This window comes from Ignatzschineria sp. F8392 (assembly GCF_002252045.1).
In the GTDB taxonomy this organism is placed as follows: Bacteria; Pseudomonadota; Gammaproteobacteria; order Cardiobacteriales; family Wohlfahrtiimonadaceae; genus Ignatzschineria.
This window is the reverse complement of record NZ_NEFF01000002.1, coordinates 301,845-322,137: the sequence shown is the minus strand read 5'-3', so window position 1 is coordinate 322,137 and position 20,293 is coordinate 301,845. Positions and strand designations below refer to the sequence as shown.

At 41.1% G+C, this 20,293-nt stretch carries 13 protein-coding genes, 1 tRNA gene and 1 pseudogene; 7 read left to right on the top strand and 8 right to left on the bottom strand.

Annotated elements, in window-relative coordinates; all coding sequences use genetic code 11:
• Positions 1 to 94: 94 nt before the first annotated feature.
• The 3 genes from B9T19_RS05675 to mrcB form a co-directional block, all read right to left on the bottom strand.
• A complete protein-coding gene (locus tag B9T19_RS05675; RefSeq protein ID WP_094567711.1) occupies positions 95 to 3,445 on the bottom strand; it encodes an Rne/Rng family ribonuclease in 3,351 nt (1,116 codons plus the stop codon).
• A gap of 220 nt (positions 3,446 to 3,665) precedes the next feature.
• Positions 3,666 to 4,379: a tetratricopeptide repeat protein gene (locus tag B9T19_RS05670; protein WP_158214359.1), complete on the bottom strand. Its 714-nt coding sequence runs from the start codon at positions 4,377 to 4,379 to the stop codon at positions 3,666 to 3,668.
• A gap of 120 nt (positions 4,380 to 4,499) precedes the next feature.
• A complete protein-coding gene (gene mrcB / locus B9T19_RS05665) occupies positions 4,500 to 6,857 on the bottom strand; it encodes a penicillin-binding protein 1B (protein WP_233146801.1) in 2,358 nt (785 codons plus the stop codon).
• Between the two features lie 259 nt (positions 6,858 to 7,116).
• Here mrcB and B9T19_RS05660 point away from each other — a divergent pair, with 259 nt between their 5' ends.
• From B9T19_RS05660 to B9T19_RS05650, 3 genes are all read left to right on the top strand, one after another.
• Positions 7,117 to 7,953, top strand: coding sequence for a transporter associated domain-containing protein (locus B9T19_RS05660; RefSeq protein WP_094567623.1), 837 nt, complete (start codon positions 7,117 to 7,119; stop codon positions 7,951 to 7,953).
• A gap of 111 nt (positions 7,954 to 8,064) precedes the next feature.
• Positions 8,065 to 8,141 (top strand) — tRNA-Asn (locus tag B9T19_RS05655).
• 189 nt (positions 8,142 to 8,330) lie between these two features.
• On the top strand, positions 8,331 to 9,266 hold the full coding sequence (locus B9T19_RS05650; protein WP_094567622.1) for a TAXI family TRAP transporter solute-binding subunit: 936 nt from the start codon (positions 8,331 to 8,333) through the stop codon (positions 9,264 to 9,266).
• A gap of 55 nt (positions 9,267 to 9,321) precedes the next feature.
• On the opposite strand, the gene miaA is transcribed toward B9T19_RS05650, so the two are convergent.
• Positions 9,322 to 10,257, bottom strand: coding sequence for a tRNA (adenosine(37)-N6)-dimethylallyltransferase MiaA (miaA, locus tag B9T19_RS05645; RefSeq protein ID WP_094567621.1), 936 nt, complete (start codon positions 10,255 to 10,257; stop codon positions 9,322 to 9,324).
• Positions 10,258 to 10,308: 51 nt separating this feature from the next.
• On the opposite strand from miaA, the gene B9T19_RS05640 reads away from it, so the two are divergent.
• Entirely contained in the window at positions 10,309 to 11,277 is a 969-nt protein-coding gene (locus B9T19_RS05640; RefSeq protein ID WP_094567620.1) for a KamA family radical SAM protein, read from the top strand.
• 4 nt (positions 11,278 to 11,281) lie between these two features.
• Here B9T19_RS05640 and hflD read toward each other — a convergent pair whose 3' ends face one another.
• Together hflD and B9T19_RS05630 are read right to left on the bottom strand one after the other, a co-directional pair.
• Positions 11,282 to 11,884 carry a high frequency lysogenization protein HflD gene (hflD, locus tag B9T19_RS05635; protein ID WP_094567619.1) on the bottom strand — a complete coding sequence of 201 codons (603 nt, stop codon included), beginning with the start codon at positions 11,882 to 11,884 and terminating at the stop codon, positions 11,282 to 11,284.
• Between the two features lie 205 nt (positions 11,885 to 12,089).
• Entirely contained in the window at positions 12,090 to 12,785 is a 696-nt protein-coding gene (locus tag B9T19_RS05630; protein ID WP_094567618.1) for a DUF1345 domain-containing protein, read from the bottom strand.
• Between the two features lie 340 nt (positions 12,786 to 13,125).
• Between B9T19_RS05630 and B9T19_RS05625 the strand changes: the two genes are divergently transcribed.
• Positions 13,126 to 14,424, top strand: a complete 1,299-nt coding sequence (locus B9T19_RS05625; protein ID WP_094567617.1) for a CitMHS family transporter — start codon at positions 13,126 to 13,128, stop codon at positions 14,422 to 14,424.
• 229 nt (positions 14,425 to 14,653) lie between these two features.
• On the opposite strand, the gene B9T19_RS05620 is transcribed toward B9T19_RS05625, so the two are convergent.
• Positions 14,654 to 15,907, bottom strand: coding sequence for a hypothetical protein (locus B9T19_RS05620; protein ID WP_094567616.1), 1,254 nt, complete (start codon positions 15,905 to 15,907; stop codon positions 14,654 to 14,656).
• Between the two features lie 107 nt (positions 15,908 to 16,014).
• A complete protein-coding gene (locus B9T19_RS05615; protein WP_094567615.1) occupies positions 16,015 to 16,905 on the bottom strand; it encodes a hypothetical protein in 891 nt (296 codons plus the stop codon).
• A 1,529-nt stretch (positions 16,906 to 18,434) separates the two neighbouring features.
• Here B9T19_RS05615 and B9T19_RS05610 point away from each other — a divergent pair.
• Positions 18,435 to 18,971 (top strand): annotated as a pseudogene (locus B9T19_RS05610) (IS30 family transposase); the annotation flags it as partial.
• 127 nt (positions 18,972 to 19,098) lie between these two features.
• Positions 19,099 to 19,707, top strand: a complete 609-nt coding sequence (locus B9T19_RS05605; protein ID WP_094567614.1) for a hypothetical protein — start codon at positions 19,099 to 19,101, stop codon at positions 19,705 to 19,707.
• The last annotated feature ends 586 nt before the right edge of the window (positions 19,708 to 20,293 follow it).

Here is a 20,293-nt window from a genome sequence, read left to right as displayed (position 1 = left end):
CCTCGATCTCGTTACACTATTTATAATAGGGGCTTTGATTCGATAATTCAATGAAAAGGCTCATTGAATTATCGAAAGGCTCTTATAGATAATCTTAATCACGTGGCGAGGCTCTATTTACCTCGTTTTCGGTGATTTTTTCGATCGCTTTTTCTTCTACTTCAGCTGTTGCTCCGGCAGCTTTTTCTTCCGGATCTTCCATTCTTGAATCAGATGATGGGATCGCCATTTTTTCGTTTGATTTAACGGCTTTCTGATCCTCTGTCACAATAGACTTTTCAACCTGTGGCATTGCTTTCTGCTCTGGTTGTTGATCATTTTGCGCTACAGTCGCCTCAGCCTTAACTTCTTTCGATGTCGTCGTAGGAGTGGAGCGAGACGAATCATGAGTATCATGATTGTCGATGATCTCTCTATTCCCCTCTTTTGCTTGCTCTGTAGTGACAGCTTCTTTCGTCGGCGCTAGATTATGCTGCTCTTTTGGAGGGTGCATTTCATCTTTAGCATCTGCTTGTGTTGTCGGCATCTTATTATCAGAAGCCGAGCGCTTAACATCTGCTTTCATTGTGTCAGCTTCACTTTTAGACGGCTCTTGAGCGCCATTTTTTTGAGTAGCTTGCTCCTCTCTAGATGGTGTTTCTACTGCAGTCTGTTGAGCTTTTTCATCTTTTGGTGCTGGTTGATCAGCTGTCGCTCTCTCTTTCTCTACAATGCTTTCAGCCACTCTTTTATCTACTTGCTCTTTAGATGGTTTTTTACTCATCTCCTTTTCGCGAGCGATATGATCAGCATCAGTGTTTTTTGGCGCCTCAGCTTTTTTTGTAGCTTCTGGTTTTGTCGTTAGGACCTCTTTTTCAGCAGGTTGATCGTGGGTTTGTGCTTTCTCCTCGACCTGTTTGAGTTGCTCTTGCTCCTCTTTAGCGATTCTAGGACGACCGGTTCTAATAACGCGTTGTTTAACTTCTTCACCAACTTTTACTTCGATGATCTCTTCTTCCTGAACTCTATTGTTTCTGTTGCCAGACTTTTTAGAATCAGATCGTTGATCTCGATCGCGACGATTGCGTTGACGAGGCGCTCTCTCTTCCGATTTCTCTTCAGAGCTATGCTCTTTGCTCTCAGTGACTTGCTCTTTTTTTGCTTCATCACTCCCCTCATCACGACGTTTTTGCCGTTGGTTCTGGCGTTCATTTTGTCGCTCATTACGATCTTTGTTACGTTGAGAGCCCTCATTGCCACGATCATTGTCTCGACCTTGGTTGTTTTGATCAGTCGGCTGTTGTGAGGCCGCTACCTGCTGATTTTTCTCATTGTCAGCCTCATTGCGACCATTGTTACGCTCATTACGTTCGTTGCGCTTTCGCTGTCTCTCTTGCCCATTTTGTGACTCTTGTTGCGCTCGATTTTGCTGATTGCGGCGTTGGTTCTGATTATTTCGCTCTTGCTGCTGATTCTGTTGTTGATTCTGATTATTGCGACGATTATTCTCTTTCGGCTCATTTTGTTGAGTCGTTTGATTAAATTCCGCATTTATATCAACTTCGCGTTCAACAGTCTCGATCGTATTGCGGCTAGGGTGATTATGGCGTTGATTACGTTGACGTTGTTGATTGTTGCGTCCACGATTATTGCGCTGTTGGTTATCGCGATTACGATTATTATTGCGTTGTTCGCGAGGGTTTTTTACCTCTTTTTTCTTCTTTTCAGCTTTATCATCACTCTGGGTTGTCTTATTAAAGAGTGCTTTGACATAGTTAAAGATTGAGCTTAAAACCGCTTCAGTTTTTTGCACAAAGTTTTTCTCAGTTGCTTCGGGAGCCGCTTCCTCAACTTTTGGTGGAGGAGCCATAGGGGAGATTCCTGAAACAGCGGGCTTTTCCATCAATTTCTTATTAGCAATGACGGCCTGATTTCGAATATCATCGATTGTAAGTTCTTCTTTAATGATATGCGATTCACTATCTGCACCTGTCTCATCATCGTTGATGCGATAACGAGTCATCTTAAAGTGTGGGGTCTCAAGTTCTGTGTCAGGGATCACAATTACCCGAACTTTTAGGCGAGATTCAATATCTTCTACATCAGATCGCTTCTCATTTAAGAGGTAAACCGCGACATTTACGGGAACTTGAATCACGAGTTCAGAAGTGCGCTCTTTTAAACACTCTTCTTCAATGAGACGAAGAATGCCCAATGCTAAAGATTTGGTGTCTCGAATGGTTCCTTGCCCTTCACAGCGAGGACAAACAATATGTGAAGTTTCATCAAGTGATGGGCGTAATCTTTGGCGAGACATCTCTAATAGTCCAAATCGTGAGATCTGTCCTACCTGAATTCTGGCTCTATCCGATGCGAGTGCGTCATGGAGTGCTGATTCAACTTTACGTTGATTTTTGCTATCGAGCATATCGATAAAATCGATAACGACTAGACCACCGAGATCACGAAGTTTTAATTGACGAGCGATCTCTTCCGCTGCTTCAAGGTTTGTGTTGAGAGCGGTATCTTCAATGTCGGCCCCCTTTGTTGAGCGACCTGAGTTAATATCGATCGATACGAGTGCTTCTGTATGGTCAAATACGAGGGCGCCTCCTGATGGTAAGCGGACATTGCGCTCATAGGCCGTCTGGATCTGTGACTCCACCTGAAATCTTGTAAAGAGCGGAATCTGATCATCATAGAGTTTAATCTTATCGCCAATTTGCGGCATGATGGTATTGATAAAGACCTCGGCCTCTTTAAAGACCTCCTTATCGTCGATCAATATCTCGCCAATGTCACTACGATAATAGTCGCGAAGTGCGCGAATAATAATATTACTCTCTTGGAATATTAGAAGAGGGGCTGGATGTTTTGTTCCTGCTTCTTGAATCGCTTCCCACAGCATAATGAGATAATCGAGATCCCACTGTAGCTCTTCTGCGGTTCTCCCCATTCCTGCTGTGCGCACGATTAGCCCCATCTCTTCGGGTACGACTAAATCAGCCATCGCATCTCTAATCTCGGCACGGCTCTTTCCTGAAATACGACGAGATACGCCCCCTGCGCGAGGATTATTGGGCATTAATACAAGATAGCGTCCGGCAAGAGAGATATAAGTGGTGAGAGCCGCCCCTTTATTACCACGCTCTTCACGTTCAACTTGAATAATAAGCTCAAGACCCTCTTCGAGCTGATCCTTAACCGCCATCTGATGATCTTGAGGGTTTTTAAAATACTCTTTAGAGATCTCTTTAAAGGGTAAAAAGCCATGGCGTTCAGAACCATAATCGACAAAGCAAGCCTCTAAAGAGGGTTCGATTCGGGTGATTTTACCTTTGTAAATATTGGCCTTTTTCTGTTTTGTGGCCACATTTTCAATATCTAAATCATATAGGTGTTGTCCATCAACGAGGGCAACTCGCATCTCTTCTTGTTGAGTTGCATTAATTAGCATCCGCTTCATTTTTTCTCCAGTAGAGAAATAGAGGTTGCTTACAAGCACTTCCGGCTCTTCTTATAGAAAAATAGAAGAGCACTCGATAAAAGCGCAGGGAAGAAAGATCTCTATTGCTCAAAAATTATTATTTATTATTCTTCAATGCAGATATAGCCCAAGAGACATTTTGTCAAATGGGCTAGATCAAGCTTACGTTTTAAATGAACTATTAAACTATCTGGGCGATCTAGTTACCCGCTGAGCGAGCACTTTGCGCTGCCGCGATAATTTGACGATTTCGTTTAATGAGATCTTCGTTCTTAGTAAAGCTAATAGATTTATTGGCCATCTGTTCGGCTGCTGCATAGTTTTTCTGATGAAGACGAATCTGTGCAAGATCGTACCAAATACTTGCATTTCTCGGCTCTAAGCGAACAGCTCTTTCAAGCGAGCTAGCCGCTTTATCGAGACGATTCTCTTGAACTGCTTTGCGTGCATCATCGAGGAGAACTTTAACAGCATTACCGCCAGACGGTGCTGCTGGAGGCGTCGGCGCTACAGGTGTTGCAGGAGCTGGAGGCGTTGCCGATGCTGTCTTAACACCACTGTTGGGTGCAGGAATAGCAGGGGCGGGAGCTGTAGTTGCCGGGAATGTCGCTTGTGGAGTTGCAGTACCAGCAGTGGTTGCAGGCCAGTTAGACGACGAAGGGGCAGGGAATACAGGTGCCTCCATTGGTGTTTGTTGTGGTTGTTGAGAACCTAAAAAACCAACCTCATTACTTTGAGGAGCTTGAACCGGTGAATCTTGTAGCGCGTATGCTTTTACCGCACCGCTATTGTCAGGGAAGCTAGGCTCATAAGGTTGTCCTTGGATAGGACGAACGCGAGCTCCCTCGGGCGCTGTGGCAGCACAGGCCGTTAAGACTAATAGACTTATTAAAAAAATGGCATTTCTTTTCACGAAAATATCCTTAAACAAATTCTGTTGCATCATGGAATAATCACTGATGAATAGTCGTTATAATTTACCACAGATTATCTCTGTAATACAGTGAGAGTTACATCCCGATATAGGGGGATGTTACTCAAATATAAACCCACCAGACTCCGGAGATTCTGGGATATAGAAGCATTCACTTGCATAGGTTGGCTGATAGCCTGCTATGAAAGGAAGCGTTCTAATTTTAGTATCGGGGCAGGATGTTCTCGGGGGAAGCAATCCTGTTGAGAGGTCGACTGCGACATCGACAATGTTTGCCGGCTTATCGTGAGCGATGTTTTCAAGGTGAAGATTCTTCATAGCACCAGCCCAGAGAGGAAGGGCTCCGGCAGTTCCTGTTAAACGTCTGATAGGTTTATTATCATCACGTCCTACCCAGGAGACCGCAGTATAGTTGCCGGTAAAGCCTGCAAACCAACTATCTCGATAATCATTCGTTGTTCCTGTTTTTGCCGCAACGCGAATATTTTTGCCAAGGCTATTTCGCAGTGATCCGGCAGTCCCTTGATTAACAACATCAATCATCGCTTCTGTAATGAGATAGTTAGGGCCAGGTTCAATCGCTTGGATAGGATCAACCTCAATTTGAGCAAGAAGCTTACTCTCACTATCGGTCACTTCGCGAATAGAGCGAAGCGGTGTATAGTAACCATTATTGGCGATTGTAGAGTAGATCTGTGCGACTTCAATTGGAGGAAGATCGACTGATCCCAAGAGTGATGCCGGAACGGCAGGAATATTGTATTTGATTGGATTGACGCCAAGACGGTAGAGGGTATCGACGACATTATCGATCCCAATATCCATCCCCACTCGAATCACTGGTAAGTTGTATGATTTTGCAAGTGCCGTAATCAGAGGGACCCAGCCATGCAATCTACGGTCATAGTTGTTAGGGCTCCAAGTTTTGCCACCAATGACAAGATTGATAGGTGAAGCATCATCGAGTGGTGTTGCTAAAGAGTAACGACTTGGCTCTTCTAAAGCTCTTAGGTAGACAAAAGGTTTTACTAAAGAGCCGATAGGGCGATTGGTATTGAGCGCACGGTTAAACCCTGCTTGTCTTACATTTCGATCCCCTACTATCGCGGCGATCTCGCCGGTGTTATTCTTCGCAATAACAATGGAACCTTGTAAGATATTAGGCGTAAGGCCTCGATCTTTTTCAATGCGCGTTAATGTATTCATCACAGACTGCTCAGCATAGTTTTGCACAATAGGGTCGAGCGTTGTGAAGATTCTTAAGCCACCTGAGTTGAGTTGATCAGCGCTATACTGCTCTTTGAGCTGTTTATAGACAAGCTCAATGAATGCCGGAAAGCGTGTCTTTGCCGGTGGAGGATTTTCTAAAATTTTGAGGGGTTCCGCCTTTACAATAATGGCATCCTCTTCACTTAAGAGATTCTGTTCAACAAGCACATCAATAATGAGGTTTCGACGCTTGATTGCAATCTCAGGATTACGGCGAGGATTGTAGCTACTAGGGCTAGGGATCACGGCAACGAGGGTCGCAATCTCACCAATAGAGAGCTCATTGACCGGTTTACCGAAGAAGAATTCGCTCGCTAAACCAAAACCGTGGATTGCGCGGTCACCATCTTGGGAGAGATAGATCTCATTGATATAAGCTTCCAAGATCTCATCTTTATCGAAGCGCCAATCGAGGACGATCGCATAGAACATCTCTTGAATTTTACGTTCTAATGTCTTTTCGCTTGTTAAGAAGTAGTTTTTGATCAGCTGCTGGGTGAGTGTCGACCCTCCTTGGACATTTTTTCCTGCTTTAAAGTTGGTCACTAATGCTCGCATAATCCCTTTCGGGTTGATCCCGAAATGTTGGTAGTATGCACGATCTTCCATGGCAAGAAGAGTATCGATCAACATGGGGGGAATCTCTTCACGCTTTAGAAGGATTCGATCTTCATTATGTGTCGGGTAGATCGATGCAATTAAGAGGGGTTCAATTCGTGTCAAAGGGATCTCTTCCCCTGTGGTACGATTTTTAATGTTACTAATACGATTATTTTTAAAAGTGACCTCAATCTGCTGTGACTCTTCCGTACCATCGCTATAGGTGAAGGGACGAGTATGAACGGAGATGCGATTGTTCTCTTGATCGAAGTAGAAGGTTCCTGGCTGACGAAGAGATTTTGAGGCGCGGTAGAGAATCCACTCTAGCTCTTGCTCCATCTCTTTAGGCTTAAGCTCTTTGCCGGCATAGAGTTCTAGGGGACGTGCGTAGACTCGAGCAGGAAGGGCCCATTGGCGATTTTTGAATTCAGGGGTAATCTCGTGATCGGCTTTGATAATGAAATAGCCAAAGATTGGAAGTGCCACGAGTGCCACGATCACAATAATAGAGATGATGAGCCGCATAAGGTATGCCACAGCACGATTAGCACGTTCACCAGTAGTTAGATGGTTTTTTTTGTTTTTCATGAAATAACGGATACCAGCTCTGAAATAGGGAGTAGTCTAAAAAGTAGTGGGCTCAATAGATATCTTGATCTTCAGAGAGATGATCTTAACAATCTACTTTTTTGTTTACGATTTTGCATTATATAAGATCCGCCCTCTAATGAAAAATAATAGTTTATATCAACTTTCTTAGTAGCATTTTTAGTAATATCGGTATAATCTTAACATGTTAAATAATGAGCCTATTAGTATTTAAATTCTATAGAGGTGAATAGAGATAATGGCTGAAGAAGGTAGTAGGAAAGGCGAATCTTGGTTGCAACGACTAGGGTTCGATAAACATAAAGATATTAGTATTGAAGGCCTGATTCGAGATTGCGAAGAGGCAAAGAATCAAGGGTTAATTAGCGATGATTCATTAGAGATGATTCGCGCTATCATTGCCGGCTCGCAACAGATTGTGCGTGACATTATGGTGCCAAGAGCGAAGATGATCACGATCGCCATTGATGAATCGCCAGAGTCAATCTTAGAGCGCATTATTGCATCGGGTCACTCCCGTTTTCCCGTCTTATCAGATAACCATGAAGAGATCGCTGGAGTGCTTCTCTCAAAAGACCTGCTTCCCTATATTGGTGAGAAAGAGTTAGATATTAAACCCCTCATCCGTCCAGTAGAGTATGTCCCTGAAGGGAAGTTTGTGACCGCATTGATCAATGATTTTCGTATGAAGCGGATTCATATGGCACTCGTCGTTGATGAGTTTGGCTCAGTTTCTGGGCTGATTACCATTGAAGATCTTTTAGAGCAGATTGTCGGTGATATTGATGATGAACATGATCGTCGAGAAGAGCCGGCAGAGCAGGTCAAGATATTGAGTGATAATCTCTACGTGATTGATGCTTTAATCCCTTTGGAGGAATTTAATCATTATTTTCAAAGAGAGATTGAAGAGGAGGATGTAGAGACATTGAGTGGGCTGATCATGAAGACAGCAGGGAGTCTTCCGGCAGAGAATGATCAGGTGATCATCGATGATATGTGCTTTAAAATTCTACCTTTCTCCGGCAACTATATCAGTCAGGTTGAGCTCTCTTTTAAAGAGCGTGAGGCGTAATAGCTTTCCCATTGATAAGATCTGCTGTTATGTTTTTTGTTCAATTAATTAACAATGGCATAATTTTGTTTGACAGAAAGAGGCGCTTTATCTAGAATAACAATTCTTAATTCCTCGATAGCTCAGTTGGTAGTAGCACTTGACTGTTAATCAAGGGGTCCCTGGTTCGAGCCCAGGTCGAGGAGCCAAATTAAGAAAAGCCCGGATCAGATGATTCGGGCTTTTTTATATTTTTATATTTTTATACGCAAATTTTTTATACTAAAAAGTTTAGACTGTATAGAGCGGTATCGATATATTGGACATATAGAAAGCAGAGTATGGACCACAATATGTTGATATCAACCTCAATTAAATAAGAGGCTAAGAGAGGATCGATGAGACGATTTTTTATAGTGATCCTAATGTTATCCTTTTGCGCGTTACAATGGGCTGCAGGAGATAACAATGATCGCCGAGAGATTAAGATCTTAAGACAGACGCCTTCAGAGATCGATCGTGCAATTAGTGATCATCTCTGTATGAGCTATGAGGTGATTCATCCCTATCATCGCTGTCTAGAACGTTACTATGATCAAGGTGATCTCGATCAGAAAGCATTACGAGAGTATGATTTTATTATCACTACGGAGCAGTTCTACAATGAATCATTGGCGAATGATTTTCAGTTAGTATTACCCCTCTATCATCAGGCCTTTACTGTAGTTTCGAGAGGCATTTCACGTGATGAATTCTTCACTGAAGGTCAAAGTTTTGGTGTTCTAGATCAGCCGACACAGACAAAAGTTTTAGCGGATGTGTTAAGGGCGATGAATATTAATCGCAAAAAAATACCGCTTCGGCACTTCTCTTCTCAAGAGTTGATCGATTACTTCTGTAGTTTTGAGATCAACGTTGCTTTTGTAACGGGCGCGCATCCGAGTCGCATTGTGCGACAACTCAATACACTTTGTGGCGGTGAACCGCTCTCAATCGTTTCGGCACTCCCGAAAAACTTTTTTCAAAAACATCGTTATTTCTATAAAACAGTTGTTCCGAAAGAGCTTTACTGGCGTATTCCTGAAGATATAGAGACGCTCAGTATCCGGCATCTTTTAGCTGTTAATAATCGATATGACAGTGATGAGTTAGAGGCTTTGATGAATAGCTTTATCGATGAGCTTGAATATAATCGTTCACTGCCTGTTACGGAGGCTTCGATTCTTCTGAACTACAATAATCTGCAAACGCCGCTTCATGAAGTAGGGGATGATATTATTGAGGAGTTACAAGAGGAGCTTCAAGCGGAGTTGGCTGCAGAATCTCAATCTTAGGCGCTGATCTTAATCTATTCAATCTAGCGCTGCTCTAGTACCTAATTATCGAAATTTAATGATCGATAAAGTGTAGGATTTGATCGAGTGCTTTTTGCGTATAGTGTGGGGTATTGACCTCAAACATGGCGAGATCTTCCTCGCTTCTTAACCAAGTCCTCTGTCTTTTCGCATATTGTCTCGTGGCAATAATCGCGCGCTCTACCGCTTCAGCTAAAGTCATCTCTCCTTCGAGATAATTCCATATTTGACGATAGCCGACAGCACGCATTGAAGGGTAGTCGAGATTGAGCTCGGGATAGTGTTCTCTAAGTGTTGCAACCTCCTCAATTAAGCCGGCATCGATCATCTTATGGTAACGCTGGGCGATCTGTTGGTTGCGTCTCTTTTCATCACTATTTGCTAAGGCAATTTTAAGAAATGGGTAGGCAATTCCCGGTTTTTTAGGGAGATTCCAGTAGTAGGTCAGAGGTTTTCCTGTTTCAAGGTAGACGCTCAGCGCCCGAATTACCCGTTGAGTATCATTTGGGTTGAGGCGCTGAAAGCTATCAGGGTCAACTTCCTTAAGCGCTTGATGTAGTACTGCGCTCCCTTCTATCTCCGCACGCTCTGTCAGCTGCTTTAAAGTATCCGATGAGACTTGTGGAATCGGGGAGATTCCTTCTAAGAGTGACTGAAAGTAGAGAAAGGTCCCTCCGACAAGAAGGGGGATCTTTCCTGCAGCAAAGCTTCTTTCGATCTCATAGATCGCATCACGGCGAAATTCAGCAGTAGAGTAACGTTCGGTCGGCTCACAAATATCGATCAAGCGGTGAGGATAACGGATTAAGGTCTCGGCATCAGGCTTAGCGGTCCCGATATTCATCTCCCGATAGATCATGGCCGAATCTACCGAGATAATCTCTACCGGAATTTGATCGGCAATTCGCATCGCAAGCTCCGTTTTCCCGGTAGCGGTAGGGCCCATCAAACAAATTACTCTCTTATTCATGTAAAATCCTTTATGATAATAAGATTATTTTTTACAGGATAGTATAGCGCAATGAGCCAGTATTGGACGACCTTAGATCACCTTTATACAGAAAAGTTACTTGAGCCGGGAGCGGAGATTGATCAAGTTGCTCAATCCTTTCAGATTAAGATTAGTCCGACAATGCAACAGCAGATTTTCCGTGCAAAAGGGGAAGAGCGAGAGGCGCTGTTGCGCCAATTTATCCCTTCGATAGCAGAGAATCATGTCCTGCCAGAAGAGTTAGATGATCCTATTGGTGATGGTCGTTTTACCCCTGTAGCGGGAGTTGTGCACCGTTATCGAGATCGAGCATTGTTGAAGATTACCCAGCTTTGTGAAGTCTATTGTCGTTTCTGCTTTCGTAAAGAGATGATTGGGCAGAAAGGGGAGAATTTAACAAAATCTGAGCTCCAAAATGCGCTCGACTATTTTGCTGAGCATCAAGAGCTGTGGGAGGTGATATTAACAGGTGGCGATCCTCTGATTCTCTCTATCCGTCGGTTGCGCGAGGTATTATTGGCATTAGCGGCAATTCCCCATCTAAAAAGTATTCGAATTCACTCGAGAATCCCATTGATCTCTCCTGAAAAGATCTCTCCAGAACTCTTAGCGCTCTTAGATGAGGTAATGGCAAGTGGCAAGATGCTTACTGTCGTCCTTCATGCGAATCATGCGGCGGAGTTCTCACCGGAGGGGAGAGCGGCCTTGCGTGCTCTGCGGAGTAAGGGGGTGATGTTGCTCTCTCAGTCAGTATTATTGAAAGGCGTTAATGATAATCTTCCGGCATTAAAGGCGTTGATGTATACCTTTGTGGAAAATGGCGTTAAACCTTACTATCTCCATCAGATGGATCTAGCGCGCGGTACGAGCCATTTTGTCGTGAGTAATGAGCAGGGTATCGCATTGATCAACGCATTGCGGGAAGAGATCTCCGGAATCTGTATCCCTCGTCTTATTATTGAGATTCCAGAAGGTGAGGGAAAGCGGGTGTTAGCATAGCTTTTTATAGAGTTAGCAGAATCTCTTGAGCGGTCTGCGGAATACGGTTCCAAGGAAGAAGTAGGTTGAGGCGTGAGCCACCATATTGGCGCCATAACATTGTTGAGCGGATACCGGCGAGAAGTAGAGCTCTAATTTCATTGGCAATATGGGGTTGGGAGAGAATAGATTGCTCCCCTTTGACCATAATGCGAGGTGTTAATTTGCTTAAGGTTTGCGAGTAGAGATCGGCGATCGCTGCGATGATATTTTCATGAGTGATCTCAAAATGTTGTAATCGGGCAGCGATATTCTCAAGGCCACTTCCTAAAATATTGAGTATCTCAGGATTCTTTCTAAGGGAAGCCTCTAGTGAAATGAGAGAGTAGAGATAGATCTTTGCCGGCGCCGGTACATTTTTTAATCCGTGGGCAAATGCTGATAGACCAGGTTTAATATTGCTCACTCCATCATAGACATCATCGATATTTTCCGGTTTGAGAACAAAGATACTATGGAGGAGTGGGTTGCGCTCCTCATTGGGGATAGAGCCGATCGTTGCAATTCGATCAACCAACATCGCTGATTGTAATACTGCCGATAGTGCAATGACTTGATTTCTATTCATTCCCTGCTATTTCATCCTCTTAATCGATCTTCAATATTGATAATATCTTTTAATGTAACTTTAACTTAACTTTAACTTTCCGGCTGACGCTTCTTCTTGTCGTCAGGGCTATTGCAAATCATAACAGAGCTTATAGCTTCTCTGCAAAATCTTCCCGCCAATTTAGAGTGTTACGGGCGGGATTGCTCTTATCATGATTTCAACACTAGAAGAGGCTTGCAGAGATATTGATACAGAGTCCTAAGATGGCCATATTGAAGATAAAAGAGACGATCGATTGAAGGAGTACGGCGCGTCTCATCGGTGTTGAGGCGATCTCGACATCTGCTGTTTGTGAAGCAACGGCAATGGTAAAAGAGAAATACATAAAATCGAGATAGCCGGGACGTGTGATTTTATCAGGAAAGAGGAGCCAAGGATTTTTCTCAATATCGGGGCTACTGTAGAAGAGATGGGCATAATGCATGGTGTAGCCCATTGGCAGTAGAAGCCAAGAGGAGATTAGAGTCGATGCTGTGAGGACATATTGTAAAATCTTCTCATCTCCCGTTAATCCATCATGGCCACCCAAACCGAAGAAGAGGACGAGGAGACTTGCACAGCATCCCGTTAATAGAAAGAAGAGCACCATGCGCGCACTCTCATCCTCATTACGCGTTAGATGGCGAATGTCGTGATTTTTGTGGCGCATAATCTTTTGGGCTAGGAAGAGAATATAGCTCCAGGAGAAAGCATTCCAACTGATGATAAAACTCATCCAAGGCGTATGTTTCGAGATCAAGAGGCAAAAGATAGTGATCGCCACGATGAGAGAGACAAGAAAGCGGGGGCGAGACAGAATGGTGTTGTGAATAAAGTGGAGGGTGCGAAAATTTTCTTTCTCTGGTGTAGACTTCTGCATAATGCGCGCTTCCTCCGTATGCTCATATAAGAGATATAATTTTAGATAAATGTTGTAGATAGAACTATGTAGATAATGATTCTTTTAAAGAGATGCTCTTTAAAAAATTTGAATTATTTTTCAAAATTGATAGAAGAATTATATCGAATAAATGAGGTGGGGCGAAAAGATATTTTTAACTCCATTTTTAGAGGGGTGAATCGGTCTCTTTATCGCATCCTTTGTAGCTTGTTGGTAGTTAATTTGTAGACAAATCATCTTAACTTCTTGTTCTTCTCTTTAATCTCCTCTATAAGTAGTTAAACAACTTTTTATATAGAAAACAGGAAAGGAGAATGGAGTGCTAAGTCTGATTGGATTTGCCACAATTTTAACAATTGTTACCTTATTAATTCGGGGGAAAGTGATCCCGATTGTCGCTTTAACTTTAATTCCCATTATCGGCGCGTTAGTAGCGGGTTTTGGAATGGAAGAGATCGGAGGATTCTTTAAATCGGGTTTAGGCTCGGTGATGAATGTTGTGGTGATGTTTATCTTCGCCATTATCTTTTTCGGGATTTTGCAAGATGCCGGTCTTTTTGATCCTTTAATCAATAAGATGATCCAATTGACTCGTGGGAATATTATTACGATCTGTATCGGCAGTGTGATTATTGCTGCAATTGCGCAGCTTGATGGTTCGGGAGCCTCTACTTTCTTAATTACAATCCCGGCACTATTGCCCCTCTATAAGCGGATGCGCATTAGCCCTTACCTTCTAGTTCTCTTGATAGGTGGAAGTGCTAGTATCATGAATATGATCCCATGGGGTGGGCCATTAGGAAGAACGGCGAGTGTAATCGATATGGATGTCACGGAATTGTGGCGTCCCTTGATTCCTGTGCAAGTTGTGGGAATGATTCTTATGGTAGGCTTAGCAACCGTTTTGGGAATGCGTGAGAAGCGTCGTATTGCGGCATTGCCGGCATCATCTGAGGTAGAGGGAAGTGATGAAGATTTAGCGCCGATGACATCTGATCTTAAGCCGGGACTTTATCTCTTTAATCTGCTTTTAACGATGGGTATCATCGCTATCTTAGTGACGGGAATTATTCCGGCAGGCTTTGCCTTTATGATCGGGGTTGCGATTGCTTTACCGGTGAATTTCAGAACAATTCAGCTACAGAATGAGTGTATTAAACGTCATGCGCCTAATGCTTTATCGATGGCGTCAATTATTCTTGCTGCCGGCGTCTTCTTGGGCGTTTTAAATGGAACCGGTATGCTTACTTCGATTGCGCAAGATCTTATCAATATTATGCCGGAATTTATGGGGCGTTATATCCATCTGATTATTGGATTTTTGGGACTGCCTTTTGATCTTCTTCTAAGCACAGATGCGTACTACTTTGCGTTACTGCCTGTTGTTGACCAAATCGCGACAAGTTATGGAATCGCATCAACCTCAACAGCTTATGCAATGATTGTTGGTAATATTGTAGGAACATTTGTTAGCCCCTTCTCTCCTGCACTATGGCTCGCGCTTGGTTTGGCGAATATCGAGATGGGACGCTATATCCGTTACTCCTTCTTCTGGATGTGGGCGATTGGCATCTTATTGTTGATTGCAGCCATTATTATGGGTGTTATTGCGGTATAAGTAGGGCTGCAATAGGCTAAATTAAAATAGATAATCCCTAATAGACGCAAAATCGATGGCGCTTGCGACTATTAGGGATTTTTAATAGCTAGAGTCATCAATCGAGAATCATCTGACTCGTAATTGTGATCTCGCTTTTGTTACTATGTTGTGAACGATTTTATAAAGCAATTTTTATAGAACAACTTTATAGAACAACGTTATAGATTAACTTTATGGACATAATGGATTATGGTTCATTGCTCAACTGTAGATAGTCAATAACATTGTTATTCTCATAGTTGTTGAGGATATAGAAGTAGTTTTGGTACTCAAAAAGGGTATCGTTAGATCTATTTCGATCTCCTTCCACAACTCCTTCAAGAAAGAAGACCTCTTTACGATCATTGACGACCCAAACTAATGTCTCTTTGATATTTTGATATTGGAAATCTTTGTAGTAATCCGCAGTGTAATTATCAAAATTATCTAAAATAGCCCGAAGACGAGCTTCCTCATTTCGAGCAGCTTCATAACGTTGATATTCGTTACGCGGTAAAATATCGGAGAGGTCAGGGCGATCGGCAAGAAGGTTTTTTCGCTCTTGTTTTAATTGAGCGATCCCTTCTGTTAGGAGATTGGATACCAACTCATAGCGAGCGACTAAAAGATCTTTGATCTGTGATTGCAATTCAGCCTCAATCTTGGGGAGATTTGCTTTGATAGTATCAAAATCTGCTTCTTGAAGATAAATGTCAGAGAGCGGTGCTCCATGAAACCTTGTATCATTCGTTAAATAGAGCGGTAAGATCAGATTATTTAAAAGTGATGGTGGAAGATCGCTGCGAATCAGATTATGACGAAAATTTTCAACTCTTGAGCTGCGGATACTCTTCCACATTGAAAGATTGTTTTGGTAATCTAGCGGATATTGGAAATCGTTAGGATTGGGCGGTGGCGTATCATCTCTAAATTGTTGGAACTTTTCGATGAGAGATTCTAGCATCGAGATATGATATTCGATTCCTGATAAGCCATCGATAGCATAGCTATTGAAGCCTAAATCCGTTGGTGAGACGAGAGGATTTTCATTAAGAACCTTCAATTGCTCTTCTGCAGTGGCGATTATATTATCGATCTGCTCAATCTTATTATCAAAGCGTTGCTCTGCACTGCTTTGAAGATTATTCGCTGTTGTTTCTGCTGCCGTTAACTCACCTTGAAGCGTGCGTTTAAAGGAGGAGAGTAGAGCATCTCTACGTGCTTTAAACTCTTTAGACGAATCGACAAATTGGCACTCATAGACGACGAGATCTCGACCAAGGTTATCTGTCGCGCTACTCCAATCAGTTTTTTTACAGATTTTGCGATTATCAAGAATTTTACCAACTTGGATTGTTCTTTCATCATCCATGAAGGAGTTTTTTACTGTCTCAATTCTAGCGCTATCTTCACCGCAACCCGCGATAATTAGCGGAAGCGCAAGTAACCATACTTTTTTCATAAATAGTTCTCTATTCAATAATTAATATCGGATTTGTGGGGATTTGATCCTGTTTATTAGAAGACTCAATGACTCAATATATAAATAAACAGAAATAAACCGAGTCTTTAAAAGGTGATGAACTCACTCCCTTTTTCTGTTTTGATCTCGAGAGTGTTGGGATCAGGACAGTTTTTAAAGAGAAGATAGCTCGCTTCTCCTGCTTTGATTGTTAGTGGAAAGGCAGATTTTTTGCCGTAAAGATCTTTAAGTGCTTGGGGAAGATGTTCATGACCTGTTATCGCACCTTGATTGGCTCTAAAGAGGGGACAATTTCCCTGATTGAGGGAGATATCTTGAATTGTTACTGTGCTATGAGGCGCTGTGAGAAGAATCATCGTTATTGAGCTATTAGGTGTCTCTCTGCTAACACGGTACTCTGCTGCGAGCAATGTGGAATTAGGCGCTGATAATGCCGAGGAGTCTAAGTGATTAGTCGCTATTTTCTGCTCCTTCGCGGTAGGGTTGACTGTATCGATAGCGGTTTCGATATCATGACTATTCTGATCTCGCATTGCCCGGCAATCAGCAAGATCTTTGCTAATCTCTCTATTTTGTGGGTTAAATGCCCCTAAGTATTCTCCATTCCAAAAGAGCTCAAAGAAGCTCGCTTGAGAGAGCGCTTGTGTCATTTGATTCCATTCTCGAGCCCCTTTGTCACTAAAGGTCTCTTCTGGAACGGAGTAGGATCGCCCATCAATGGCAAGTTCAATCGGCGCTAGTACGCCATCATCATCGTAGGCAGGGACTTGATTCCCTTGAAAGTAGATAGTAACGCCATGATCATAATCCTCGCCGGCCCCTACATTACAACTAATAAATAGCTCGGCACCGTCATTGTTTTCTAAACTATATTCAAGATAACCTTGCCCAAAACCACTGTTCCAGGTGAAAGGTGTAGCATAAGCAGCTGTCGCAATAGAACCTACTGCACAGAGCATCATCGCGGCTTTTCTCATAAGCTCTCCTAAAGTATCGCTTCAATCAATATTTTTAAATTATTTTCACATTATAAACCGGCGATATTTTAAGTGTTTCTAAATCATCTTACTTTTTGACTTATCGATCGATATAGTCATTATTTTCTAAAATGTTTTATGTGAAACATTTTGTTTTGAATCGATATGATGAGGAGATAGAAGTACTTCATTTATTTTTTAGGCTCTATCTTTTTGGTTTTTATTATATTTATGATGAAGAAGAACTGTGTAAAAATTCAACTATCCGGAATTTCCGGATAGTTCGGCAAGGTAGCAGAGAGGTATGAGGCTTTTGCAAAAAGATCGAGAGCTACAATACTTTTGCACACTTGAGACATTAGTAGGGGATAAAAAATAATGAGTGGCCAAGCTTCAAAGTTTCAAGAGAAGTTCAGAGCCAAGACTTCAGTTAGAAGTTGATGTTTTAGCTTCTTTCATAATGAGGGAAGGGCCGACTAATGCGATACTCTCTAAATTTAAGATTAGTTGGAGCAAAAGTTGGAGCAAATCAAACTCCGGACAGCAAAAAGCCCGCTAAATAGCGGGCTTTGAGACTTTGTGATGGTGCCTAGGGCCGGAAATTTAGGGACACATATATAATGGTATATCTAATAATATCAGCAAGATAGCTAAAAATTAAATATATATATTGTTATATAAAACCTTTGAGTTGGAGTAAAAGTTGGAGCAATCCGTACACTTTTAGGTCTTAGAAATACAACTTACAATTGAAGTATTACACGTTACCTGTAAGAAAAGGGACGCATCAAAAATCGCCAATATTGCATTTTATTGCTTATCCCTAGCTTTAATCACAAAAATAATTTTAAAGCCCTTAAAATTGAATTTTTAGGCTAAAACTAACAAAAAGAAAAAAGCCGACCTCAAATTAATGAAGCCGACTTTTTCTGCCTATTATTCTCTTTTTTATTTAAAAGACGATTTGAGGATAAAAAAACGTCTGTAAACCGTTGGTATAACTAATCTCTCATTTTTGCTCGGTGGGTAAATACCCGATCTTATTTTTTTCCGAAATAAATCTCAGAAATTCTCTCTTCTTTTCTTTTTTCGCCAAGAGCTATTATTAAATCTAAGCATTTTAATTTGTGCTTTATCCCATTTACGTTTATCTCTCTAAGATCATCAATTGTCAGTTGATATTTTTTTAAAGTATCAATAATTACAGGGTGATCTAAATGATCGAAACCTAATTCAGGATCTTTAAGCCAAGAATAATCATCCTCGAATTCTATTTCTTTTGGCTCTCCCTCAGTAATTACTTTTTTTTCAGATCCTTTTATTTTTTCCTTTTTAGTTCCAACTAAACTTTCATTTTCTTCATTTTCTTCATTTTCTTCATTTTCTTCATTTTCTTCATTTTTAAAGACTTCATTTGTAGCTTTTTTATTACCACTAATTTTTTTAAATGACGATTTATTGAGACCCAGAAATAATTATAATTTATGTCAATGTTTAAGTTATTACTTAAATTGTCAGTTATCTCTTTTATAGTAAGTATTCACTTACGTCCTCCAGAAGTTGAAGATCGTTTGACGCCTGGACATTGGGAAGGTGATTTGATCAAAGGAAAAGGCAATGCTTCAGCTGTCGGTACACTAGTTGAGCGCACTAGTGGTTATGTTATGTTAATCAAAATGGAAGATGCAACTGCAACCTCTGCTGTTATAGGATTTAGCGCAGCACTCAATCGAGTACCTTTAACATTTGCACGAACAATGACCTATGACCAAGGGAAAGAAATGGCCTATCATGCTCAGATCACGCAAAATACGGGAGTCGCTATCTACTTTTGTGATCCCCATAGCCCTTGGCAAAGAGGGAGTAATGAGAATATCAATGGATTGATACGACAATACTTGCCCAAAGGGACGGATCTTTCTATTCATAGTCAGGAAGAGCTTGATGAAATAGCGCTATCACTCAACAGTAGACCTCGAAAACGCTTTAATTTTAGGTCGCCTATCGAAGTTATTACAGAACTATTTCACAAGGAATATGAAGCTACTCAGATGACTAAACATTAGCTGTTGCGTTAGGAATTAGAATTCAAGATCATATATAATTTTTATAATCAATATCATATATGATATAATATTGAAAGCTTTAATAAATTAATTGTATATTTTAGTTGATTTGGGGGATGTATAGAATATGGGATTTAAAGGTTTTTTAAAGAAAACGATATCCATCACAGGAAAGGTTGCGCTTGTTACAGGTGCAGCAGCAGGATTAGCCGCGTATTATGCAGGTAAATTTATTTTTTCAATGATTAAAGATAACGGGATGTCCACTGTCAATCGATCAATATTAAGCAGTACAAAAAACTTGGATTTAACCAAGGAAGAAGCTGAAATTGTCAGAGAGGCAGAAGCTTTACAGGATAAAACGGATCGTGCAAGAAATAAGCATAACTCTTTAGTAAAAAAAGTTGATGATATTAAGAAAATGTTAGAAATATATGACAAGATTGATGAAATCAACAACCAACTAGATTCTGCTGAGCTAACGGAAGAACAACGTAATCTTTTTCAAAATGAGTTGAAAGAACAACAAGAAGAATTAAAAAACTTGAGAGGAGACGATTTAGGTCTTGGTAATCCAACATCTCTTCAAGAGAGATTAGAAATGATTGCTCCTGAGGTAGAAGAGGCACGAGCCCAGTATGATGAGTTGAATTCTGAATTGAAAGTTAAGATGAGCGAAGTACGAGAAGTTGTTAGAAGCAGAAAAGAGAAGAAAGAGAATCATTCTAATATATAGCGCTATCTGGATGTTATTATAAGGATATTAACTAATGCCAGTGAGATATCATGGAAAGATTATCTAAATATAAATGCTGGAGTACTTAAATATTAGTAGTAAGAATAAATAGGTAGTGATTTATGATATGTAATAAAATAGTTTTTTGTATTTACAAGCAATAGTATTTTTATTATTATATAGCTGATGAATTAATAAAAAATTATAATGTTACATTTTATTAAAAGGAAAATACATATGACAAAACAGAAGAATCTTAAGTTTAAAGTTATATCGGATAGCAGTCATTCTGCTAGACATAGTGCTGGTTGTTCGAATGCCCCCAGAAGTACTTGTTGTACTAGAGTTTGTACTCGTCAAGACGGATCTAATACAGATATGGCTGCCTGGGAAAATTACTTAGAGGCGAATGCTGGTGTACTTCAGTATTAAATTGGATTTGAAGCGATATAATGTAATACTTCAAATATAAACCCTAAAAGATAAAGAGTATCTTTTAGGGTTTTTTATAGATTCTTGGTTAATAAGATTGGCTGGTTATACATATCGTATTATCAAGGAATGCATATAGCTATGAGTCACATAG